We start from the raw sequence: 22,729 nt of genomic DNA, 5'->3' as shown, positions 1-22,729 counted from the left end.
CGGTCCTGCCAACCCACACCGCCCCACCTCCGACAGATTGCCGCGATCGGTCGGAACGGCGTTCCGCTCTGGTAGGTGTCGACCTTGGTCGACACGAATGCCTGAAGAACCGGCTTTTGCTTTTGATTTTTTCTTTTGATCTTCCCGCGGTGCGCAGGAAATTGTCCGTGGCCGGGAGGGTGGGTTGGCTGGGGGACGCCGTGAATACGTCCATGTAGGCTCGGTCGCGCCATCCATGGCGCTCACGCCCCCAGCCAACCCACCCTCCCGGCCAACCCAAGAGAACCAGCAAACAACCCACCGCGGAGGGGGCGGCGCCCGATGGCCGGTCTTTCACCCGAACCATGGCATGCTCGGCGCCAAGCCCACCCGGAACCTCCGCCATGCGCCTGTTCACCCGCGTCCTGCCCCTGATGCTGTTGGCCTCCCTGCTCTCCGGCTGCGGCTACAACGCCATCCAGCAGAAGGATGAAGCGGTCAAGGCCAGCTGGTCGGAGGTCATCAACCAGTACAAGCGCCGCGCCGACCTCGTGCCCAACCTGGTGCAGACCGTGAAGGGCTTCGCCAGCCAGGAAGAGCGCGTGCTGACCGAAGTCACCAACGCCCGTTCGCGCGTCGGCCAGATCAACGTCAACGCCGACGACGAAGCCTCGCTCAAGCAGTTCCAGCAGGCCCAGGGCGAACTTGGCAGCGCGCTGTCGCGGCTGCTGGTGGTCACCGAGAACTATCCGGAACTGAAGTCCAACCAGAACTTCCGCGACCTGCAGGCGCAGCTGGAAGGTACCGAGAACCGGGTCACCGTCGCCCGCGGCCGCTATATCCAGCAGGTGCAGGACTACAACACCTACATCCGCTCGTTCCCGCAGGTGATCACCGCCAAGATCTTCGGCTACAAGACCAAGCCGAACTTCACCGTGGACAACGAAGCGCAGATCTCCAACGCGCCGGCGGTCGATTTCGGCAACGCGCCGCAGCAACAGCCGGCACCGCAGCCGGGCCACTGACCGATGCGCCTGGCCACTGCGCTGCTGGCCCTGCTGCTGTGGCTGCCGCTGGCGTCGCAGGCGCAGCAGCTGGCGCCGATTCCGGCGCTGGATTCGCCGGTGGTCGATACCACCGGCACGCTGGACGCCACGCAGAAGCAGGCACTGGTGCAGCAGGCGACTGACCTGCAGCAGCGCAAGGGCAGCCAGCTGCAGGTGCTGGTGGTGCCCAGCACCCAGCCGGAGGACATCGCGCAGTACACCACGCGGGTCTTCGACCAATGGCAGATCGGCCGCAAGGGCGTGGATGACGGCGTGCTGCTGGTGGTGGCCAAGGATGACCGGCGCGTGCGCATCGAACCCGGCTACGGCCTGGAGGGTGCGATTCCTGATGCCATCGCCAACCGCGTCATCCAGGAGTACCTGGTGCCGCGTTTCCGCAGTGGCGACTACGCCGGCGGCATCACCGATGCCACGGCGGTGCTGGTCAAGCTGATCGACGGCGAAACGCTGCCGGCACCGGTCAGCGGCCATCGCGGGCGTGAGCCCAGCGGTGGTGGCGATACCTGGTTCCTGGCGCTGTTCATCGGTGTGTTCGCCGGCAGCATCCTGCGCGGCGTGTTCTCGCGCGTGCCGCGACCGCTGCGAGGCCTTCTCGGCGGCGCCGGTGCAGCGCTGGCGGCGTTCCTGTTCACGTCCACGCTGCTGGCCAGTGGCCTGGCAGGCGTCGTAGGGCTGATCGTGGCCATGCTCTCCGGCCATCCGGGCCGCTTTGCCGGTGGCGGCGGCTGGGGCGGTGGCAGCTGGGGCGGCGGAGGCGGCTTCGGCGGGGGCGGTGGATTTGGTGGTGGTGGCTGGGGTGGCGGTGGTGGCCGCTCCGGTGGTGGCGGTGCTTCGGGGGGCTGGTGATGATCCAACGTCTGTGTCGCCACGTGTTTTCGCCGTCAGTACGGCGCGCGTTCCCGCCCGCCACATTGCAGGCGATCACCGAGGCCATCGCGGCCGGTGAGCAGCGACACGGTGGGCAGGTGATGTTCGCGGTGGAAGCGGACCTGCCGCTGGGCGCGCTGTGGCACAGGGTCACCCCGCGCCAGGCCGCCGAGCATGCCTTCGCCCGCCTGCGCACCTGGGATACCACCCACAACAACGGTGTACTGATCTACCTGCTGCTGGCCGACCACGCGATCGAGATCGTCGCCGACCGGGGCCTGCAGGGCAGGGTCAGCCAAGCGCAGTGGCAGCGGGTCTGCACCCACCTGCGCGAGGGGCTGCGCGGGCCGAACCCGGTCGAGGCGCTGCGTGGGGCCATCGAAGAGGTCTCGACCCTGGTGGAGGGGCACTTTCCGGCCTCGATGCGGTCAGACGATGACGGCCTGCCCAACACGCCCCAGCTCTTTGGTTGAGCCGGGGCCGCACTGGCCCGAGAATAGGCGTTCAACCGCAAGGCACCTTCCATGATCTATTTCCACGACATCGACCCCATCGCCCTCTCGCTGGGGCCGATCAAGGTGCACTGGTACGGCATCATGTACCTGCTCGGCTTCACTGCGGCCTGGCTGCTGGGCCGCAAGCGCATCGCTGACGGGCGCCTGCCGGGTGTCGATGCCAACGGCTTCTCGGACCTGCTGTTCTACGCCATGCTCGGCGTGGTGCTGGGCGGGCGCATCGGCTACATGCTGTTCTACGCGCTGGGCGATTTCCTGCACAACCCGCTGCTGCTGTTCAAGGTGTGGGACGGTGGCATGAGCTTCCACGGTGGCCTGCTGGGCGTGATTGCCGCCTGCTGGTGGTGGTCGCGCAAGCACAAGCTGCACTTCTTCGACACCATGGACTTCATGGCGCCGCTGGTGCCGCTGGGCCTGGGCTTCGGCCGTATCGGCAACTTCATCGGTGCCGAGCTGTGGGGCAAGTACACCGACGGTAGCTGGGGCGTGGTGTTCCCGTCCGGCCTGCCGGCCCCGCTGAACCAGCTGGACCATGCGACGCTGCAGGCGCAGTTCGCCACCGGCGCGCTGAATCAGTTCGCACGCCATCCCTCGCAGCTGTATGAAGCGTTCCTGGAAGGGCTGGTGATGTTCGTGGTGCTGTGGACGGTGTCGGCCAAGCCGCGTCATCGCTACCTGGTCGGTGGCCTGTTCGCGCTGATGTACGGCCTGTTCCGCTTCGCCGTCGAGTTCGTGCGCATGCCCGACAACGGCGTTTACGTGGCCTTCGACTGGCTGACCCGTGGCCAGATCCTCAGCCTGCCGCTGATCGCCTTCGGCCTGGTGCTGCTGGTGATGTCGCGCCGCGCGCCGGTACTGCAGCCGCAGCTGCCGGTGGCCACGGAGGGCAAGGCATGAAGGCCTACCTGGACCTGCTGTCGCACGTGCTGGAACACGGCGCCGAGAAGAGCGATCGCACCGGTACCGGCACCCGCAGCGTGTTCGGCTGGCAGATGCGCTTCGACCTCAACGCAGGCTTCCCGCTGGTCACCACCAAGAAGCTGCACCTGCGCTCGATCATCCACGAGCTGCTGTGGTTCCTGAAGGGCGACACCAACATCGGCTACCTGAAGGACAACCAGGTGCGGATCTGGGACGAGTGGGCCGACGAGAATGGCGACCTCGGCCCGGTCTACGGCAAGCAGTGGCGCAGCTGGGCCACCGCCGACGGCCGCGAGATCGACCAGATGCAGTGGCTGGTGGACGAGATCAAGCGCAACCCCGACTCGCGCCGGCTGGTGGTCAGCGCCTGGAACGTGGGCGAGCTCTCGCAGATGGCGCTGATGCCGTGCCACAACCTGTTCCAGTTCTACGTGGTGGACGGCAAGCTCAGCTGCCAGCTGTACCAGCGCAGCGGCGACATCTTCCTCGGCGTGCCGTTCAACATCGCCAGCTACGCGTTGCTGACCCATATGGTGGCGCAGGCCACCGGGCTGGGCGTGGGCGATTTCGTGCATACGCTGGGTGACGCGCACCTGTATTCGAACCACTTCGAGCAGGCCCGCGAGCAGCTGTCGCGTGAGCCGCGCGCGCTGCCGAAGTTGTGGTTGAACCCGGAGGTGACCGACCTGTTCGGCTTCCAGTTCGACGACATCCGCATCGACGGCTACGACCCGCACCCGGCCATCAAGGCGCCGGTGGCGGTGTGAGCGCAATGAAGCTGTCGATGATCGTGGCGCTGGACCGCAACCGTGGCATCGGCCAGGGCAATGCCATGCCCTGGCACCTGCCGGACGACTTCAAGCACTTCAAGGCGCTCACCCTGGGCAAGCCGATCCTGATGGGGCGCAAGACCGCCGAATCGATCGGCCGCGTGCTGCCGGGGCGGACCAACCTGGTGCTGACCCGCAGCGGCCAGGTGCCGTTCGAGGGCATGCGCGCGGTGGCGTCGCTGGATGAAGCAAAGGCCATTGCGGCGGGCGAGGGCGCCAGCGAGCTGTGCATCATCGGCGGCGGCGAGATTTTCCGTCAGCTGCTGGACCAGGCCAGCGACCTGTACCTGACCTGGGTCGACGCCGAAGTGCCCGCCGATACGCATTTCCCCGAAGTGGATGCGCAGGACTGGCAGGAAGTGAGCAGCGAGCCGCATCCGGCCGACGAACGCCACGCCTACGCGTTCCGCTTCGTGCACTACGTGCGCCGCTGATCGCAATGCACCTGTAGAGCCGAGCCATGCTCGGCTGCTTTCCGCGGACACATCCCATAGCCGAGCATGGTTCGGCTCTACAGGATTGCCTACGGCATCCGGTAATGGCCGATGATCGCGTGCTGGAACAGCAAGTTCTCTTCGCGGGTGCCGCGCGCGATGTTGTGCAGGATCAACGGGGTGCCGTCGGCCCGGCGGCGGTCGGACACGATGCCGACATGCAGCAGGCCGTTGCCGTTGAGCTTCCAGGCGACGATGTCGCCCGCCGCGTAGTCGGCAGCGGAAGCGGTGATTGGCTGCTGCCAGCCCTGCCGCTCGAACCAGCGCATCAGGTTCGGTACGCGCCGATGATCGATGTTGCGGTCCGGCCGTGACAGGCCCCAGATCGCCGGATAGGCACTGAAGTTGCCGCGCATGTCCTCATGCACGCGCGCCTGCAGGTCCAGTCCCAGTTCGCGCAGGGCGCGCACCACCACGTCGGTGCACACGCCGCGATCCAGTGGCACGTCGCCGCCGGGATAGGCCAGCACCTGGTAAGCAGGATCGTAGCGGGTGGTGACGCCGATCTGCGCGCGCGCTGCGGCTACCAATGGTGGCGAAGGGGCCTGCGGCTGCGATGGCGCATGTGCAGCACTATCCGCAGCCGTGGGGGCAGGCGGCGAGCCGGGCTGGCAGCCGCTGGCCAGGGCCAGCGTCAGCAGCAGCACCGTCCATGGTGCCCAGCCGCGCCGCGTCATGCCTGCGGCGAGGTGCTGTTGTTGGGACCGCCGGAGCCACCACCACCGCCACCACGGCGACGACGGCGACGCGGACCGCGGTTGCCCGGGGGGGAAGCGGAGGCGTTGCCGCCGCCCTGCTCCTTGCCCTGCGCCGCAGCGGCGGGGCGCTCGTGGGCCGGTCGCGCCGGCGGGCGGGCGTTGGGCACCGGGGCCGGTACATCGCGGCCCGGCACCTGCACCACGCGCAGTTCTTCGGTATCGAGCTGGATCGCGGTCAGCTTGCCGCCCCAGACCGCACCGGTGTCGATGGCGTGCACGCCCTGGGTGATGGTCAGGCCCAGCGCGGACCAGTGGCCGCAGACGATCTTCAGGTCGCGCTCGACCCGGCCCGGCACTTCGAACCAGGGGTACAGCCCCTGTTCCTGCGTGCCGGGCGTGCCTTTGTCCTCGATGCCGATGCGCCCACGTGGGGTGCAGTAGCGCATGCGGGTGAGCACGTTGATGATCGCGCGCGAGCGGTCGTAGCCAGCCAGGTTCGGTGCCCAGCTTGGCTTGTCGCCATACATGTTGCGGAACAGCTTGCGGTAGCCGGCGCCGTGCAGCTGCACTTCGACTTCGGCGGCATGCTTCTCGGCCATCTGCGTGGTCCACTTCGGCGCCAGGCCGGCATGCACCATCATCCAGCCCAGCTCACGGTCCACGTGCACCAGCTTCTGCAGGCGGAGCCAGTCCAGCAGTTCGTCGCGGTCCTCGGCCTGCACGATGCGCAGCAGGTCCGGGTTGACCTTGCGCTGTTCCTCTTCGGTGCGTGCACCCACGGCCAGCAGCGAAAGATCGTGGTTGCCCAGCACCACCACGCTGTGCTCGCGCAGCGAGTGCACCAGCCGCAGCGTTTCCAGTGACTGGCCACCGCGGTTGACCAGATCGCCGCAGAACCACAGGGTGTCCTGCGCCGGGTCGAAGCGGATCTTCTCCAGCAGTCGCTGGGTGACGTCATAGCAGCCCTGCAGGTCGCCGATCGCCCACACACTCATCGTTCGGCCTCCGTGTCAGTGCAGGGTGCGCGGGATGGCCAGCACGAAAGGTGCGACCGGCGCGGCGAATTCGGTGCCATCGTCGGCGACCATGTCGTAGTGGCCCTGCATGGTCCCGTGATCGGTCCCCAGCATGACACCGGACGTGTAATGGAAGTCTTCACCGGGACGCAGGCGCGGCTGCTCGCCGATCACCCCGTCGCCATCGACATGCTCGACGCGGCCGTTGGCATCGGTGATGCGCCAGTGGCGTGCCACCAGGCGCGCGGCAACGCGCCCCTGGTTGTGGATGCGGATCGTGTAGGCGAACGCATAGCGGCCGTCTTCCGGTGCGGATTGATCGTCGAGGAAGCGCGGCGCGACTTCGACGGAGATGGCATAAACGTCAGCGTCTTCCATACCGGCAGTGTAATCAGGAGGCATTGGCCAAAGCGATGAATTCGGCCACGTCCAACTGTTCGGCGCGGGCATCGGGACGCACGCCGGCGGCGACGAACTGCTCGGCGGACACCACGTTGTTCAGGGCGTTGCGCAGGGTCTTGCGGCGCTGGCCGAAGGCGGCCTTCACCACGTCGGCAAAGCGCTTGTGGTCGTGGATGTTGATCGTGGCCGGGTCACGCGGTACCAGCCGCACCACGGCCGAATCGACCTTCGGCGGCGGCCGGAACGCGCCCGGCGGCACCACGAACAGCGACGTGACCTGGCAGTAGGCCTGCAGCATCACGCTGAGGCGGCCATACACCTTGCTGCCGGGACCGGCGGCCATGCGGTCGACCACTTCCTTCTGCAGCATGAAGTGCATGTCGCGGATCACCGCAGCATGTTCCAGCGCATGGAACAGGATCGGCGAGGAGATGTTGTAGGGCAGGTTGCCGACCAGGCGGATCGGCTGGCCGGCGGCCAGCTCGGTGAAGTCTACGCGCAGCACGTCGCGGTGGACGATGGTCAGCTCGCCCAGCGGTTCGGCGGCGGCGGTCAGCGGTGCGATCAGGTCGCGGTCGAACTCGATCACCGTCAGCGTGGGGTGCACGCGCAGCAGCGGCAGCGTGATCGCGCCCTGGCCGGGGCCGATCTCGACCAGGCGGTCGCCATCTTTCGGGTTGACCGCCATCACGATCTTGTCGATGTAGTGGCGGTCGGCCAGGAAATGCTGGCCAAGCTGCTTCTTGGCCGGGGCGGTGAACACCGGGCCGGAGGGGGAATGCGGGGAATTCATGCGCTCAGTGTACGTTGCCGCGCAAGCTGCGCACACAGCGTCGTTGCCGCCTGCAGGCTGGAGGGATCGGCGATGCCGCGGCCGGCGAGGTCCAGCGCGGTGCCATGGTCCACTGCCACGCGCGGGTAGGGCAGGCCCAGGGTCAGGTTGACCGCCTGTTCGAAGCCTGAGTACTTCAGCACCGGCAGGCCCTGGTCGTGGTACATCGCCAGCACGGTGTCGAAGCCGGCCAGCTTGCCGGGCAGGAAGGCGGTATCGGCCGGCAGCGGTCCGATCAGGTCCATGCCCTCCGTGCGCAGGCGCTGCAGCAGCGGGATGACCAGGTCCAGTTCCTCGCGGCCCAGATGACCGTCTTCACCGGCGTGCGGGTTCAGGCCGAGCACGGCGATGCGCGGCGCAGGCAGGCCAAACTCACGGCGGAGGGCGGCATGCACGGTGCGCAGCGTGTGCTCCAGGCCGGGTGCGGTGATCGCGTCGGCCACCTCGCGCAACGGCAGGTGGGTGGTGGCCAGGGCCACGCGCACGATGTGGTTGGCCAGCATCATCACCACCTTCACTCCGGCCTGGTCGGCCAGCAGTTCGGTGGTACCGCTGTAGGCGATGCCGCCTTCGTTGATGACCGCCTTGTGCACCGGGCCGGTCACCACGCCGTGCAGTTCGCCGGACAGGCAGGCCTGGCCGGCGCCGAGCAGGGCACCGATGACCGCGCCGGCATTGGCCGGATCGGCCTGGCCGAAGCGGCTGGGCGCGGCGTTGCGGACGGCACGCAGGCGCAGATCGCCGGGGACGCGTGCTTCGGCGTCCTCGGGCAGCAGTTGCAGGGGCAGGTTCAGCGCGGCCGCGGCCGCGTGCAGGGTATCCGGGTCGGCGAAGGCCAGCAGCCGGCAATCTTCACGCGGCTGCTGGACAAGGCGGACACACAGCTCCGGGCCGATCCCGGCGGGCTCGCCCGGTACCAGAGCGAGCTCGGGGCGCATCGGTCAGGACTGCGGCGGGGTGGCGGTGTTTTCCGCGCGGTCGCCACTGCGGAAGCTGACGTAGGCTTCGCCACGCAGTTCCTGCAGGAAGCGGTTGTACTCGTCTTCCAGCTTGCGGCGGCCGATGGTCTCGCGGACCTGGGCACGCTGGTTGTCGGTGGTCACGTCGGTCTGGCGGGTGCCCACGCGCTGCACGATGTGCCAACCGGCATCGGTGCGGAACGGCTGGCTGACGCCACCATCCTGGATGCCCGACACCTGCTGGCCGAATGCAGGACCGAACGCATCGGCCGGGAACCAGCCCAGATCGCCACCCTGGCCTCGGCTGTTGTTGTCCTCGGAGGACTCCTTGGCCACGGTCTCGAAGTCTGCGCCGCCGGCAATGCGGGCGCGCAGCGTGTCGATCTTGGCCTTGGCGGCGGCGTCGGTCTGGTGGTCATCCACACGCACCAGGATATGGCGGCCGTGGTACTCGGTGATGGTGTTGCCACTGGCTGCAGCGCTGGCATCACGCACGTCCACCAGCTTCAGCAGCTGGAAGCCGCTGGGGCCGCGGATCGGGCCGACCACTTCGCCGGGCTTCATCTTTTCCATCAGCTGTGCGAAGGCCTGCGGGATTTCATCCAGGCTGCGCCAGCCGAGGTCGCCGCCTTCCAGCGCGTTGGGGCTGTCCGAATAGCGCACGGCGGCGGCATTGAAGTCCAGCTCGCCCTTGTCCAGCAGGCCCTTCACGCCGTCGGCCTTCTTCTGGCCGGTGGCGATCTGGTCGGCGTTGGCACCGTCGGGCAGGGCGATCAGGATGTGCGCCAGGTGGTACTGGTTACCGACCGTGGCCTGCTGCTTCAGCGCGGCATCGACTTCGCCCTCGCTGACGCTGATGCGGCTCTGCGCGAAGCTCTGGCGCAGGCGCTGCACGGTGATTTCGTCGCGCACCGATGCGCGGAAATCATTGAAGTCGATACCGTCATGGGCCAGGCGCTGGCGCAGGGCATCCAGGGTCGAACCGTTCTGCTGGGCGATGGCATTCATCGCCTGGTTCAGCTCCTGGTCGCTGACACGGATGCCGCTGCCTTGGGCGCGGGCGACCTGCAGCTTGACCAGCACCAGGCGCTCGAGCACCTGGCGGCTGAGCACGTCTTCCGGCGGCAGCTGGTTCTCCCGCCCGGCGTACTGCGCCTTGATGTTGGCGATCGCACGCTGGAGCTCGCTCTGCAGGATCACGTCCTCATCGACGACGGCGGCAATGCGGTCGAGCGGCTGCGCCTCCTGGGCAAGCACCTGCAGGGGGGCGGACACGCTGGACACCGCCAGCAGCGAGGCGAGTAGAACGGGGAAGCGCTTGGTCATGGGATCAGATTCGGATCGTAGTCATCGCGGGTCGCCCCGGTGTTGCTGGGCGGCACGAGATAGAGGTCGTCGCGGTTGTAGCCGAGGATAGCACGGCGCAGAGTGCGGTCCGTGTCCTGGCCGATGGAGCTCAGGCCCTTCAGGACGAACTCCACCTGGATGGAGTTGTTCATCTCGCCTTCGCGATTGCGGACATAGCGGCGGCCGACCACACGCACGGCCAGGCAGCAGCTGTCCCACTGGACGCCGCCGATGATTTCCAGCGGCTCCTTGTCCTGCAGCGAGTAGTAATAGCGGCCGACCAGGCTCCAACGCGCATTCAGCGGGTACAGGAACGACAGGTCGGCCTGCTCCAGCAGGGTCCGGTCATGCTTGTTGGCGCCGGCCGGGGCGCCGGCGTTGATGCGGTAGCGATAGCTCAGGTTGATCACGCCATCGTTGGGCATCAGGTAGCGGGCGCGGACGCTGGCCAGATCCTCACGCTTGTACTTCGGGTCCCACTGGTAGGTGGCGCCCAGGGTCCAGCGGTCGTTGATCATGTAGTTGCCGTCGGCGATCCAGGCCGACTTGCCCTTCTCCACCGGGGCGCCGCCCGGCGTCGTGCTGACCCGCGATTCATCGAAGTACTGGATCTGGCCGATCGAGGCCGAGAAGCGCTCCTTGCCGGTGGTCTGGTCGATGAAGCGGGTACTCAGTGCCAGGGTCAGCTGGTTGGCATCGTTCTGGCGGTCGGCGCCGGTGTAGCGCGAATCGCGGAACAGCTGGCCCCAGCTGAAGGTGAAGTCACGGGTATCGAAGATCGGCAGCTCATCCTGGTTGCGGTAGGGCGTGCGCAGGTAGAACAGGCGCGGTTCCAGTGTCTGCAGGAAGGACTTGCCGCGGATGCTGGTCTCGCGGTCGAAGAACAGGCCGGCGTCGATGCTGCCGATCGGCAGGCTGCGGCTGGGCGACGTGTTGCCGCGCAGCTGTTCCGGCGTGGCCGTGGTCGGGTCGATGCCCTGCGAGCGCAGGATCTGGGCCTGGATGCCATTGACGCCGTCAACCAGGCCGCGATCCAGCTGGTAAGCCGTGTAGCGATAGGCCAGGGTCGGGGTGATGTACCACGCCGCGCCGCTGATCGGGAACGACACGTAGGGCTTCAGGTCCAGGCGCGAGCCACCGCTCACGCCGACCCCGGACCGCTGCTGGATGCCGTTGCGCGTGTACTGCAGATCCTCGCCGGCGCTGGCGTCGTACTTGAAGTTGACGTCGTCGTGGGTGAAGCGCACGGCCTCGGCGTAGATGCCGGTTTCCAGCCACGGCAGGATCGGCTTGTCCCAGTTGAAGTACAGGCGCGGCTGGCGGTTGTAGGGCAGCGCGCTCTCGTTGAGCGTGTAGTCGGTCAGCTGCCAGCGGTCGGCCATGATCCCGGCCGTCCAGTTCTTGCCGGTACCGTACAGGCCGATGGTGCTCTGCAGGTTGGACGCGGTCACACCGACCAGGCGGTTGGCGAAGTCCTCGACATAACGCTCGTCGCTGACCCAGGCCAGGTTGGCGCGGGCCTGCCAGTGGTCGTCCACGTTGTGGTAACCGGAAAACATCACGCGTCCGCGGTCGCGGTCGCGCAGGCGGTCGTTGGGCATGAACGATGTCAGCACCTCGCCACGGCCGCCGTTGTAGAGGTAGCGGAACTCGTTGTCGAGCAGCAGGCCGCGCCGGCTCATGTAGCGCGGGGTCAGCGTATCGTCGTAGTTCGGCGCCAGATTGAAGTAGATCGGCTGCGCGTAGTCGACGCCGTTGCGGCCGGACATGCCCAGCTGCGGGAACAGCAGGCCGGTCTTGCGGCGATCATCGATCGGGAACTTGAAGTACGGCGCCCACAGCACCGGCACCTTGCCGATGCGCAGCACGGCGTTGCGGGCCGTACCGAAGCCTTCGTCGTTGTCCACTTCGATCTGCGGCGCCGACAGCTTCCACACCGGCTGCGACGGGTCGCAGGTGGTGTAGGTGGAGCGGTGCATCTGGCCGACCGCGCCCTGCAGGTCGACTGATTCGGCATCGCCGTTGCCCCGGCGCGACACCAGCTGGTACTTGATGTCGGAGATCTTGTGGGTGTCGCTTTCCTGGTTGCCCTCGGCGCGCTTGGCGATCATCCGGATCGACCCGTCCTGGTAGCGGACATTGCCGTCGGCGATGTAGTTGCCGGTCTCGGTATCGAAGCTGAGCTTGTCGGTGCCGACGAACTGGTCGCCGCGGCGCAGTGCCACGTTGCCCTCGTACTGCGGCACGGTGGTGGTGCCCAGCAGCTGGTCACCCTCGATGTCGGTCGGCTGGTTCTCGCGCGCGGCGGCGGCGCTGGCCTTGTCCTGGCCGGGAACCGGGGTGGGGGCGTCGGTGAACGCGGGAATGACGTCGGTGGCCGGGCACAGGCCCCAGTTGAGCGGCTTTTCATCGGCCATCGCCGGCAGGCTGATGGCGATGCTCAGAGGCAGGGGAAGCAGGCGGAGGGCTCGGCGCACGCGGTTCGGATTCGGGCGAAAACGGACGGTAGCTTGCCCCATCCCTTGCATAGGGGCAATGAAGGGCGCCGCAGGGGGCCGGTTCGGGTTCATCCGGCGGCGGCGCTGGAAGCCGGTGACATCAGGGCCTGGACGTGGGCCACGCTGCACTCGGCCAGGGCCTGCAGGTCGTAGCCGCCCTCCAGCATCGACACCACCCGGCCGGCCGCGTGACGACGCGCCAGCGCGTGCAGTTCACGGGTGATCCAGGCGAAATCGTCGGTCTCCAGCATCAGGTCGGCCTGCGGGTCGCGCAGGTGGGCGTCGAAGCCGGCCGAGATCAGCAGCAGCTGCGGACGGAAGTCGTCGATGGCCGGCAGCATCTCGTCGGCCCAGACATTGCGGAAGCGGAACCCCCCACTGCCCGGCGGCAGCAGGATGTTCATCAGGTTGCCGGCACCGCGGTCGCGGCGCAGGCCGGAATTGGGAAACAGTCCGGCCTGGTGGGTGCTGTAGTACGAGACCCGGGCATCGTGCTGGAAGATGTCCTGGGTGCCGTTGCCGTGGTGGACATCGAAATCGACCACCGCGATCCGCTCCAGGCCATGGCGGTCGCGGGCATAGGCGGCGGCGATGGCGATGTTGTTGAGCAGGCAGAAGCCCATCGCCGTGCTGCTGGTGGCGTGGTGGCCCGGCGGGCGTACCGCGCAGAAGGCCAGCGGGTCGTCGCCCAGCATCACCGCATCGACCGCGGCCACGCCGGCGCCGGCGGCATGCACAGCGGCGCTGGCCGAGCCGGGTGAGGTCCAGGTGTCCATGTCCAGCTGGCGCAGCGGTGCGGTCTGCGGTTGCAGCACGAAGTCGAGCAGGGCGCTGTCGTGGACCCGGGTCAGTTCACCGAACTTGGCCGGTGGTGCTTCGCGCCACTCCAGCTGGCCGGGGAACGCGGCGTGCAGCGCGTCCAGCACATGCTGCAGGCGTTGCGGGCACTCGGGATGGCCCGGACCGGGGTCATGCAGCAGGCAGGATGGGTGGGTATAGACCAGCATCGTGCCGACTCAGCGCTGGCGCTGCTGTGGCTGCCACAGCGCTTCGCCATGGCCATCGGCGCGGGCCAGTACGCGGGCCAGCACGAACAGCAGGTCCGACAGCCGGTTGAGGTACTGCAGCGCCTCGCTGCGCACGGCCTCCTGGCGGGCCAGGGTGACCGTCTCGCGCTCGGCGCGGCGGACGATGGTGCGGGCCAGATGGCAGCGCGCGGCGGCTTCGCCACCGGCCGGCAGGATGAACTCCTTCAGCATCGGCAGGTCGGCATTGTAGTGGTCCAGCTGCTGCTCCAGCGCCGAGATATCGGCAGCGTGGATCGCGGCATGGCCGGGAATGCAAAGCTCGGCGCCCAGGTCGAACAACTGGTGCTGCAGATGCACCACCAGCGCGCGCACGTCCTCGGGCAGTGGTGCTGCCAGCAGCAGGCCGAGCGCGGCATTGGCCTCGTCGACGGTGCCGTATGAGGCGACACGGGCGTCATCCTTGGCCACGCGCTGGCCGTCGCCAAGGCCGGTACTGCCGTCGTCGCCGGTGCGGGTGTAGATGCGCGAGAGGCGATGACCCATGGCGCGGCTCAGTGGCGGATGTCGCGGCGGGCCTGCTGGAGCTTCAACACCTGCTCCACGGCCAGCTGCAGCGCGGCAGCCAGCGCCACATAGATCGCCGTGGTGCGCAGGTAGGGCCCGAACCACTGTGCGTAGTTCTGTGCCCAACCGGCCAGCGTCGGTTCGGCCACGTTACGGCTGGTCCAGTAGAAGCCGCCCTGCGCCAGCAGGTGACAGACCGCCACCGAGGCGACCAGCAGCAGCGCGCCCTTGGCCAGTACCGGCCAGCGCGCACTCTGGTAGTTGCGGCCCAGCAGCATGCCGCCGGCCCACAGCGAGAAATAGGCCGGCAGCAGCAGCCAGTAGCCCGGGGAGACGCAGTAGTGCTGCCAGAAATCCAGGCCGCTGCTGCGGATCACGATCCAGTCCACCAGCACCGCGAACACCATCAGCAACGGGAACGCCCAGCGGGTCCAGCGCGCCAGGTAGAAGCCACCGATGAAGAACACGGCCCAGGAGGCATCGGGGATCGCCGCGAAGTGATTGACCCGGGTCGCCGCCAGCAGCAGTACGAGTACGGACAGGACGAAGGCGCGGTTGGCGGTGTCGGACATGGTGGGGGCCCGGAGCGGATTCAGGTTTCATTCTAGCCCGCCGCGCAGGTTGGCGCAGGTCGGGGGGCGTTGGGTGTTCGGGCGGGGCGAGCGCGTATCATGAACACCATGAGTGAACGACATGACGTGCTGATCGTCGGTGGCGGCCTGGTCGGCGCCAGTTTGGCCATTGCCCTGGACCGCCTGGGCCGCGATGTGGGCCTGCTCGAGGCCAGCCCGGCCGGCGAGCTGCCGGCGGTGTTCGACCAGCGCAACCTCAGTTTCGCCGCGGCCACCGTCAACGCGCTGACCGCGCTGGGGGTGATGCAGAAGCTGGCGATGGCGCCGGGCCCGATCCGGCGCATCCATGTGAGCCGTGCCGGTGATTTCGGCCGCGTGCAGCTTGAAGCAGCCGATTACGACCGGCCCTGGTTCGGCCAGGTGGTGGTGGCGCGTGACTTCGGCCAGGCGCTGGAAGCGCGCCTGCAGGAACTGCCACGGCTGCGCCGTTACCGGCCGATGCGGTTCCTGGGCCTGGGCGAGGTGGTCGACGGCTACCGCCAGGTGCGGGTGGCCGACGAGGCCGGCGAGCGCGTGCTGCTGGCACGGCTGGTGGTCGGTGCCGATGGCACCACCAGCGGTGTGCGCGGCGCACTGGGCATCGAGGTCGACCGGCATGATTTCCAGCAGACCCTGTTCGTGGCCCGCGTGCGCAGCCAGCGCGCGCCGGATGGCACGGCCTGGGAGCGGTTCACCGATACCGGCCCGACCGCCCTGCTGCCGCGCGGCGACCGCCACTTCGGCACCGTGCATGGCGTGGCGCGCGACCAGGCCGATGCGGTGATGGCGCTGGACGACGCGGCCTGGCTGCAGCGGCTGCAGGATGCGATCGGCTGGCGTGCCGGCCGCCTGCTCGAATCTGGCCCGCGCAGCGCTTACCCGCTCATTCAGGTGCTGGCGCGCGCGCTGGCCGGTGAACGCACGGTGCTGCTCGGCAATGCCGCGCAGACCATCCATCCGCTGGGTGCGCAGGGCTTCAACCTGGGCCTGCGCGATGCGCTGACCCTGGCCGAACTGCTGGAGGATGCGCATGAGGATGCCGGCAATGATGCACTGCTGCAGGCCTATGTCGCGCGCCGCGAAGAGGACCGCCGGCAGACGGTGGCGTTCTCCGGTGGGCTGGCGCGCCTGACCAGCAACCCGGCGCCGCTGATGCGGCCGCTGCGCAGTCTCGGCCTGGTGGCCGCGCAGCGCGCGTCGGTGCAATCGATGCTGGTCGGTGGCGCAATGGGCTTCCGTGGCGAAGTGCCGCGGCTGTGCCGTGGAGAAGCCGCATGAGCCGGCGTGCGCGCCTGGACGTGGCCATCGTCGGGGGCGGCGTGGTCGGTGCCGCCTGTGCGCTGGCGCTGGCCGATGCCGGTCTGTCGGTTGCGCTGGTGGAGGGCCGCGAACCCGCGCCATGGCAGGCCGCGCAGCCGGACCTGCGGGTGTTCGCCTTCGCCGCCGACAACGTGCAGCTGCTGAACCGCCTCGGCGTGTGGCCGGCCATCGCGCAGGCCCGCGCCTGGCCCTACCGGCGCATGCAGGTGTGGGATGCGGCGGGTGGTGAGGATCTGTTGTTCGACGCCGATCGCTTCGGTCGGCGCGAACTGGGCTACATCGTCGAGAACGGCCTGCTGCAGGACCGCCTGTGGTCGGCACTGCCGGCGGCGGGTGTGCAGCTGCACTGCCCGGCACGGGTGGACGCGCTGGAGCAGGACGAGGAAGGCGTGCGCCTGCGCCTGGATGACGGGCGCCGCCTGGAAGCGGCGTTGGCGGTGGCCGCCGACGGCGCCGAATCGACCCTGCGCCAGCTGGCCGGGATCGAGGTCGAGCGCCACGACTACCACCAGCGTGGCGTGGTGGCCTACGTGGACAGCGATCTTCCCAACCAGGCCACGGCCTGGCAGCGCTTCCTGCCGAGCGGGCCACTGGCGCTGCTGCCGGTGGCCGAGCGCCGCAGTTCGATCGTCTGGACCCTGCCCGAAGACGAAGCTGTTCGCGTGCTGGCCTTGGACGAGGACGCCTTCAACCGCGAGCTGACACGGGCCTTTGCTGCGCGCCTGGGCGAACTGCGGCTGGCATCACCGCGTGCGGCCTTCCCGCTGCGTCGCCAACTGGCCCGTCACTACGTGGCTGGCCGCGTGCTGGCGCTGGGTGATGCTGCGCATGTGGTGCATCCGCTGGCCGGGCAGGGCGTGAACCTGGGCCTGCGCGATGTCGCCGCCCTGCAGCAGTGGCTGGCGCCGTCGGCCGAACGCCGCGGCCAGCCGCGGCTTTCACCGCAGCGCCTGCAGCGCTGGGCACGCGAACGGCGCAGCGACAACCACATCGCCGCCTACAGCTTCGATGCGATCAACCGCCTGTTCTCCAACGACGAAATGCACCTGACCCTGGCCCGTGGACGCGCACTGGGCTGCGTCGGCAAATGGCCGCCGCTGGTGCAGGCGTTCTGGAAGCGCGCCGCCGGGGTCTGACCGGAATACCGGCCGCTCTGGCAGGTGCCAACGCCGCTCTGGTAGGTGCCAACCTTGGTTGGCACAAGGCTGGAAATACCCTCGCCTTATCTGAGCCCAGGATGCCTGATGGATGTGCCAACCAAGGTTGGCACCTACCAGAAGCGGGCTCCGTTACCGCCGTTGATCCACGCCATGCGTGGATGAAGATCGCGCCGGTGGATCAATCAACCAGCCAACCAGCCAGGTCGGCACGGTCCAACTTGCCGCGGTGCCTGCGATCCAGTGAATTGAATTCATCGGCCAGCGCCGGGTTGGCCTGTGCTTCCTGGCGGCTGATGAAGCCATCGCCGTTCACGTCGAGGTCGCTGAAGCGGATGCGGTACTGGCCGATCACGCTGCTCGGTTCCAGCGAGCGAACGGTGACCTGTGCTTCGCCGGCCGGCTGCGGAATCTCGACGCTGCCGGTGACCAGGCCGGCGCCTAGCGGTTGCTGGCGGATGGCGCCGCCGGTCGGGCCCAGCGGCTGGCTCTGCGCCGGCGTGGACGGGCCGTGTTGGGCCATGGCCGGTACCGAGGCCAGCAGGGCGGTCAACAGCAGGGCGGAACGCGGAATGTTCATGACAGGCTCCTTGCCAGAGGGTACCGGGAGCGTACTCCCGGCAACCTGTGCCGCCGATGACGGATCAGCGCAGCGGCGAGGCCAGCACGGTGATCTCTTCACGATCGTGATAGAGCTGCTTGGCACGCACCACCAGCGGCTTGCCGGCCTGGTCCTGGAACAGGTCCAGGCACAGCCGGGTCTCGTCCCAGCGCTTCTTCATCGGCAGCTTCAGATTGAAGATCGCGTGCCTGCACCAGCCTTCGCGGAACCAGGTGGCCATGCGTTCGGCCACGCGGCGCGGCTGCTCGACCATGTCGCAGACCATCCAGTCCAGCGGCTGTTCCGGGTGCCAGTGGAAGCCATCGGCGCGCAGGTGCTCGACCAGGCCGGTGTCCAGCACATGCTGGCGCAACGGGCCGTTGTCGACGCTCAGTACGTGCATGTGCTGGCGGGTCAGCACCCAGGTCCAGCCGCCCGGTGCGGCACCCAGGTCGGCCGCGCGCATGCCGGGCTTGGCCAGCGCTTCGCGTTCTTCCGGCGTCAGCAGGGTCAGCAGTGCTTCGTCCAGCTTCAGCGCCGAACGCGAAGGCGCTTCGGGCAGCAGTTTCAATCGCGGAATGCCCAGTGCCCAGGGTGCGCTGTCGGCCGGGTCGGCCACGCAGACGAAGGCATGGGTGCCGTCGACGAACACCACGTGCAGGCGCGGCAGGCGGTCGTTCGGCTTGTCGGTGAGCTTGCCGGCCTTGCGCAGCGCCGGGCGCAGCGCGTTGCCGAAGGCACGGGCCAGCCCGGACAGCGGCTTGCCGGCGTCCGAATCGGGATGTTCCACCCACAGGTCGCCGAAGCGCGGCGCATCGGCCAGCACCTCCAGCATCGGGGTGATGCGGTCGGCCGGGTCCAGCTGCGGCAGCTCGGCCAGCACCACCAGCTTCTGCCGCGCGAAGATCAGCTCGCGCCAGCGCAGGCGCGGCGCCAGGGCGGCGGCTTCGTCGCACATGAACAGCACGTAGCCATCATTGCGCTGGGTGCGCGCGTAGCCGGCGAAACCGGCTTCACCGGCGCGGAACTGCAGTTCGCCGGCCAGCTCGGGCTCGAAGCCCTGCCGGCACAGGCACAGCAGGCCGATGCCGGTCTCAGTAACGGGCGCCATCGCTTTCCCCATAGGCGCGCAGCACGCTGCGTGCGGCGTCGCGGTTCAGGCCCTGCACCACTTCGATGCCGCGCTTGTTGAGCTCGCCCACCCAGTCAGCCGGCAGCGGGCCTTCGTCGAACGGGGTCAGTTCCTCGACGTCGGCCGAGTTGGCGCCGATCAGCAGGCGGTCGATGCCGGCCCACACCGTGGCGCCGTAGCACTGGCAGCACGGCTGCGAACTGGTGGCCAGGGTGACCGGCGACAGCACCGCGTTCAGGCGCGGGGTCTGCAGGCGCTGCTGGGCCAGCATGTAGGCCATGTTCTCGGCGTGTGCCAGCGAGGTCGCGTGCGGCATCACCCGGTTCACGCCGGCAGCGATCACCTTGTCATCCGGGCCGAACACCACCGCACCGAACGGGCCGCCACTGGCGTGCTCGACGTTCAGCCGCGACAGCTCGATCGCCAGCGCGACCTTGGCCTCATCGCCCGGATATCGACGATCCAGGTCGATCTGGTCGTGGATCCAGGCGGGAAGGGTCAGGTGGACTTGCGCGTACAGCATCGCGGGGGTGCCTCGTGTGGGATGGAAGAAAGTGCGGTTGCTTGGGAAACCGGCGCGCAGTGTAGCCGCACCGGCCTGTACCGGGTGTGGCGAGGGGTCAGCCCGGCGAGCCGGTGCGGATCACCACGTACTGCTTGCGGAATTCCAGCCCAGCCTGCGGCCAGCTGGCCGCGTAGGCGCGCAGCAGGGGCAGGGCGGCGGCGAAGTCGTGGCCGTTGACCCGGCAATCGGCCTCGCACAGGCCGTCGGCATCGCGCGAGGCGAACAGGCGGATGGCGAGGAACTGGCGGGCTTTCAGCAGCTCGTCGAAGGCCTCCATGCTGCGCGTGAACAGGCAGCAGGGGCAGGAGCCGTGGTCGTCCTCGCTGCAGGTGGAGGCATCCACCTCCTGTGCGCGATAGTGCGCCAACGGCCCCAGCACCACGGTGCGCTGCAGTTCTTCGCCTTCGTCGGCGCCCGGATAGGTCAGGCCCAACATCGGCAGGCCCTGCGCGTCTGCGGCGCCGACGGCGGTCTGCAGCGTCGCCAGGTCCACCCGCACCCAGGCCTGGAAGCCGGACAGCAGCGACGCCTGTTCGTCGGCTCCGTTGGCGTGCTGGTACTCGAACAGGCCATCGGCGAACAACACCGGATGCTGGGCCTCGATGACGGTGGAGGTCTGCCAGCCGCCGTTGTCGCGCGCGTGCGCGGCCATCGCGTGCGGGGTCAGGCGCAGGCCGCTGTCCAGCAGCAGCGCGCCGCCGTCGGCGCGGCAGGCGATGCCGGCGTCCTGCAGGACCTGCTGCAGCAGCGGAAGGAGAGCGGCGGAGGTCGTGGTCATGTCAGGCCTGTGGATGGATGGGGTGGAGCATCCAGGCAAGGCCTGGGGATCTAGTGGTCGAGCGCGTCGAGTTCGGCGCGATATCGCTGCGCGTCGGGCTGCTGTTGCGGATCGTTGCCGTGGTCGCGCAGCCAGGTTTCCAGCTCGCGGCGATAGTCCGCGCGGAAATCGGCATTGCCCGGGCTGAAATGCAGCTTGCGTGCCGCCACCTCCACCCGCTCGCGCGCGCTGGCACGGGCCTGGGCGATGCCGTGCGGTGATTCGTTGGTGAGGATGACGAAGTTGCGCGGGAAGCCCGGCGTGTACTTCACCACGAATGGCTGGTTCTGCGCCGGGATGCGGATGGCGTTTTCCAGCGGCCACAGCGAAGCGGTATTGGTGTGGAACACCACCTCCACATCGCGCCCTTCGGCAGTGCGCAGCACCGCTTCGTAGCGCCAGATGTACTGCTCGTTGAGCGTGGAGTTGGTTTGCTCGGCCTTGACGATCACCGCTTCACCACGCTCGCCCACCACGTTGAGGAAGGCGGCGTTGAGGAAGTGGCCGAGGAAGATGTTGAGCATCGCCAGCGGGAACACCACGATGGCGTAGCCCGGAAAGCGCCGCCACCACGAGACCAGCCCGGCCAGCACCATCGCTGCAAAGAACGTCAGCAGCGGATGCTGCGAGATGAACCAGAGCAGGGCGGAGAGGGCGGTGATCATCGTCGGATTCGTGCGGGCGCCTTCCCGGCGCCCGCGCAGGTCCTCAGGCCGACCAGGTGTCGCGCAGGGTCACGCTGCGGTTGAACACCGGCTTGGCCTCGGTGTGGTCGCGGCGGTCGGCAACGAAGTAGCCGGTGCGCTCGAACTGGAACGACTGCTCCGGCGCAGCGCTGGCCGCGGCCGGCTCGACATAGCCGGTGACGGTGCGGCGCGATTCCGGGTTGAGGTAATCACGGTAGGTCTTGCCTTCCGATTCGTCGTCCGGGTTCGGCACCGAGAACAGGCGGTCGTACAGGCGGATCTCGGCCGGCAAACCATGCACGGCGCTGACCCAGTGGATGGTGCCCTTGACCTTGCGGTTGGCGCCTTCCATGCCCGGACGCGATTCCGGATCCAGCCAGCCACGCAGTTCGGTGATGGTGCCGTCGGCATCCTTGATCACTTCGTCGCAGCGGATGATGCCGGCGCCGCGCAGGCGCACTTCGCCACCCGGCACCAGGCGCTTCCAACCCTTCGGCGGCACTTCGGCGAAGTCCTCGCGGTCGATCCACACTTCGCGTGCGAACGGCACTTCGCGGCTGCCGAAGCTCTCGTCCTTCGGGTGGTTGCTGAAGGTCAGCTGCTCTTCATGGCCTTCCGGCAGGTTGGTCAGCACCAGCTTGACCGGGTCGACCACCGCCATGCGGCGCGGCGCTGCACTGTCCAGGTCTTCGCGCAGCGCGCCTTCCAGCACGCTGAAGTCGATCAGCGAATTCTGCTTGCTGATGCCCACGCGCTCGGCGAACAGGCGCATCGCGGCGGGGGTGTAACCACGGCGGCGCAGGCCCTGCAGGGTCGGCATGCGCGGGTCTTCCCAGCCGTCCACCAGCTGCTCGGTAACCAGCGCCATCAGCTTGCGCTTGCTCATCACCGTGTAATTGATGTTCAGGCGCGAGAACTCGATCTGGCGCGGCTTGGCGGCTTCGCGCGGCAGGCCGGCGTCGACCAGCGGCTGGGTCAGCGCGTCGTCGTGCGCGAAATCGACGTTGTCCACGCACCAGTCGTACAGCGGGCGGTGGTCTTCGAATTCCAGCGTGCACAGCGAGTGGGTGATGCCCTCGATCGAGTCGCCCAGCGCGTGCGCGAAGTCGTACATCGGATAGATCGGCCACGCGTTGCCGGTGTTCTGGTGCTCGACGTGCTTGATGCGGTACAGCGCCGGATCGCGCAGGTTGATGTTGCCGCTGGCCATGTCGATCTTCGCGCGCAGGGTGCGCGCGCCATCCGGGAATTCACCGGCGCGCATGCGGCGGAACAGGTCGAGGTTTTCCTCGACGCTGCGGTCGCGCCACGGCGACGGGCGGCCCGGCTCGGTCAGGGTGCCGCGGTAGGCGCGCACTTCCTCGGCCGACAGGTCGCAGACATAGGCCTTGCCCTGTTCGATCAGCTTCTCGGCGGCCAGGTAATAGGTCTGGAAGTAGTCCGAGGCGTGGCGCAGCTCGTTCCAGCTGAAGCCCAGCCAGCGCACGTCGTCCTGGATTGCGGCCACGTATTCCGGGTCTTCCTTGGCCGGGTTGGTGTCGTCGAAGCGCAGGTTGCAGACGCCGCTGAACTCGCCGGCGATGCCGAAGTTCAGGCAGATCGACTTGGCATGACCGATGTGCAGGTAGCCGTTCGGTTCCGGCGGGAAACGGGTCTTGATCGCCTGGTGCTTTCCGCTGGCCAGGTCCTCGCGCACGATCTGGCGGATGAAATCGCGCTTTTCGTGGCTGTCGGCGGGGGTCTCGGGGCTGGCGGGGGTGTGCTCGGACATGAGTCGGCGAAAAGAAAGGCAGAAAGACCAACAGTCTAGCGCGTACCGGGCA

The 22,729-nt window shown here is 68.2% G+C and carries 23 protein-coding genes and 1 pseudogene; 8 read left to right on the top strand and 16 right to left on the bottom strand.

Annotated elements, in window-relative coordinates:
- Positions 1–383: 383 nt before the first annotated feature.
- Genes N5D91_RS22195 through N5D91_RS22170 form a run of 6 tightly spaced genes read left to right on the top strand, consistent with a single transcriptional unit; the run spans position 384 to position 4,613 of the window.
- Positions 384–1,004, top strand: coding sequence for a LemA family protein (locus N5D91_RS22195; protein ID WP_049460899.1), 621 nt, complete (start codon positions 384–386; stop codon positions 1,002–1,004).
- A gap of 3 nt (positions 1,005–1,007) precedes the next feature.
- Positions 1,008–1,892 carry a TPM domain-containing protein gene (locus N5D91_RS22190; RefSeq protein WP_180854787.1) on the top strand — a complete coding sequence of 295 codons (885 nt, stop codon included), beginning with the start codon at positions 1,008–1,010 and terminating at the stop codon, positions 1,890–1,892.
- Positions 1,892–2,386, top strand: a complete 495-nt coding sequence (locus tag N5D91_RS22185; RefSeq protein WP_180854786.1) for a TPM domain-containing protein — start codon at positions 1,892–1,894, stop codon at positions 2,384–2,386. Before N5D91_RS22190 ends, N5D91_RS22185 begins: the two co-directional genes overlap by 1 nt.
- 51 nt (positions 2,387–2,437) lie before the next feature.
- Complete coding sequence (gene lgt, locus N5D91_RS22180; RefSeq protein ID WP_110711082.1) at positions 2,438–3,325, top strand: prolipoprotein diacylglyceryl transferase; 888 nt, start codon at positions 2,438–2,440, stop codon at positions 3,323–3,325.
- Positions 3,322–4,116, top strand: a complete 795-nt coding sequence (locus tag N5D91_RS22175; RefSeq protein WP_180854785.1) for a thymidylate synthase — start codon at positions 3,322–3,324, stop codon at positions 4,114–4,116. Before lgt ends, N5D91_RS22175 begins: the two co-directional genes overlap by 4 nt.
- A gap of 5 nt (positions 4,117–4,121) precedes the next feature.
- Positions 4,122–4,613 carry a dihydrofolate reductase gene (locus N5D91_RS22170; protein WP_110711084.1) on the top strand — a complete coding sequence of 164 codons (492 nt, stop codon included), beginning with the start codon at positions 4,122–4,124 and terminating at the stop codon, positions 4,611–4,613.
- A gap of 89 nt (positions 4,614–4,702) precedes the next feature.
- On the opposite strand, the gene N5D91_RS22165 is transcribed toward N5D91_RS22170, so the two are convergent.
- The 10 genes and pseudogenes from N5D91_RS22165 to N5D91_RS22120 all read right to left on the bottom strand — a co-directional run bounded on the left by N5D91_RS22165 (position 4,703) and on the right by N5D91_RS22120 (position 14,589).
- Positions 4,703–5,350 (bottom strand): DUF1287 domain-containing protein, encoded by a 648-nt coding sequence (locus N5D91_RS22165; RefSeq protein WP_110711085.1) that lies wholly within the window; start codon positions 5,348–5,350, stop codon positions 4,703–4,705.
- Positions 5,347–6,366, bottom strand: coding sequence for a symmetrical bis(5'-nucleosyl)-tetraphosphatase (locus N5D91_RS22160; protein ID WP_180854784.1), 1,020 nt, complete (start codon positions 6,364–6,366; stop codon positions 5,347–5,349). Before N5D91_RS22160 ends, N5D91_RS22165 begins: the two co-directional genes overlap by 4 nt.
- A 15-nt stretch (positions 6,367–6,381) precedes the next feature.
- Positions 6,382–6,765, bottom strand: a complete 384-nt coding sequence (apaG, locus tag N5D91_RS22155; RefSeq protein ID WP_005412297.1) for a Co2+/Mg2+ efflux protein ApaG — start codon at positions 6,763–6,765, stop codon at positions 6,382–6,384.
- Positions 6,766–6,778: 13 nt separating this feature from the next.
- Entirely contained in the window at positions 6,779–7,582 is an 804-nt protein-coding gene (gene rsmA / locus N5D91_RS22150) for a 16S rRNA (adenine(1518)-N(6)/adenine(1519)-N(6))-dimethyltransferase RsmA (RefSeq protein WP_110711087.1), read from the bottom strand.
- Positions 7,579–8,559, bottom strand: a complete 981-nt coding sequence (gene pdxA / locus N5D91_RS22145; protein WP_164162695.1) for a 4-hydroxythreonine-4-phosphate dehydrogenase PdxA — start codon at positions 8,557–8,559, stop codon at positions 7,579–7,581. The genes rsmA and pdxA overlap by 4 nt, the downstream gene beginning before the upstream one ends.
- 18 nt (positions 8,560–8,577) lie before the next feature.
- Positions 8,578–9,906 (bottom strand): annotated as a pseudogene (locus N5D91_RS22140) (peptidylprolyl isomerase); the annotation flags it as partial.
- Positions 9,903–12,404: an LPS-assembly protein LptD gene (lptD, locus tag N5D91_RS22135; RefSeq protein WP_180854783.1), complete on the bottom strand. Its 2,502-nt coding sequence runs from the start codon at positions 12,402–12,404 to the stop codon at positions 9,903–9,905. The gene lptD and the pseudogene N5D91_RS22140, both read right to left, overlap by 4 nt.
- Before the next feature lie 89 nt (positions 12,405–12,493).
- On the bottom strand, positions 12,494–13,432 hold the full coding sequence (locus N5D91_RS22130) for a histone deacetylase family protein (protein WP_180854782.1): 939 nt from the start codon (positions 13,430–13,432) through the stop codon (positions 12,494–12,496).
- A gap of 9 nt (positions 13,433–13,441) precedes the next feature.
- Positions 13,442–13,996 carry a cob(I)yrinic acid a,c-diamide adenosyltransferase gene (locus N5D91_RS22125; RefSeq protein WP_180854781.1) on the bottom strand — a complete coding sequence of 185 codons (555 nt, stop codon included), beginning with the start codon at positions 13,994–13,996 and terminating at the stop codon, positions 13,442–13,444.
- 8 nt (positions 13,997–14,004) lie between these two features.
- Positions 14,005–14,589, bottom strand: a complete 585-nt coding sequence (locus N5D91_RS22120; RefSeq protein ID WP_088024424.1) for a hypothetical protein — start codon at positions 14,587–14,589, stop codon at positions 14,005–14,007.
- A 108-nt stretch (positions 14,590–14,697) separates the two neighbouring features.
- Between N5D91_RS22120 and ubiH the strand changes: the two genes are divergently transcribed.
- On the top strand, positions 14,698–15,906 hold the full coding sequence (gene ubiH, locus N5D91_RS22115; RefSeq protein WP_180854780.1) for a 2-octaprenyl-6-methoxyphenyl hydroxylase: 1,209 nt from the start codon (positions 14,698–14,700) through the stop codon (positions 15,904–15,906).
- Positions 15,903–17,084, top strand: a complete 1,182-nt coding sequence (locus tag N5D91_RS22110) for a UbiH/UbiF family hydroxylase (protein ID WP_180854779.1) — start codon at positions 15,903–15,905, stop codon at positions 17,082–17,084. Before ubiH ends, N5D91_RS22110 begins: the two co-directional genes overlap by 4 nt.
- Positions 17,085–17,286: 202 nt before the next feature.
- On the opposite strand, the gene N5D91_RS22105 is transcribed toward N5D91_RS22110, so the two are convergent.
- From N5D91_RS22105 to N5D91_RS22080, 6 genes are all read right to left on the bottom strand, one after another.
- Positions 17,287–17,685, bottom strand: a complete 399-nt coding sequence (locus tag N5D91_RS22105) for a hypothetical protein (protein WP_049422865.1) — start codon at positions 17,683–17,685, stop codon at positions 17,287–17,289.
- Positions 17,686–17,749: 64 nt separating this feature from the next.
- Positions 17,750–18,817 carry a 23S rRNA (cytidine(2498)-2'-O)-methyltransferase RlmM gene (rlmM, locus tag N5D91_RS22100; protein WP_180854778.1) on the bottom strand — a complete coding sequence of 356 codons (1,068 nt, stop codon included), beginning with the start codon at positions 18,815–18,817 and terminating at the stop codon, positions 17,750–17,752.
- Positions 18,801–19,361, bottom strand: a complete 561-nt coding sequence (locus N5D91_RS22095; RefSeq protein WP_004154307.1) for a nucleoside deaminase — start codon at positions 19,359–19,361, stop codon at positions 18,801–18,803. Before N5D91_RS22095 ends, rlmM begins: the two co-directional genes overlap by 17 nt.
- A 97-nt stretch (positions 19,362–19,458) precedes the next feature.
- Entirely contained in the window at positions 19,459–20,181 is a 723-nt protein-coding gene (locus tag N5D91_RS22090; RefSeq protein WP_110711095.1) for a DUF6348 family protein, read from the bottom strand.
- Positions 20,182–20,231: 50 nt separating this feature from the next.
- Positions 20,232–20,885, bottom strand: coding sequence for a hypothetical protein (locus tag N5D91_RS22085; RefSeq protein ID WP_110711096.1), 654 nt, complete (start codon positions 20,883–20,885; stop codon positions 20,232–20,234).
- Positions 20,886–20,928: 43 nt separating this feature from the next.
- Positions 20,929–22,677, bottom strand: a complete 1,749-nt coding sequence (locus N5D91_RS22080; RefSeq protein ID WP_180854777.1) for a glutamine--tRNA ligase/YqeY domain fusion protein — start codon at positions 22,675–22,677, stop codon at positions 20,929–20,931.
- Positions 22,678–22,729: the final 52 nt, after the last annotated feature.

The organism is Stenotrophomonas sp. GD03794 (genome assembly GCF_029842145.1).
GTDB lineage: Bacteria > Pseudomonadota > Gammaproteobacteria > Xanthomonadales > Xanthomonadaceae > Stenotrophomonas > Stenotrophomonas riyadhensis.
The sequence above is the reverse complement of the archived record's forward strand: the minus strand, read 5'-3'. Positions and strand labels throughout refer to the sequence as shown.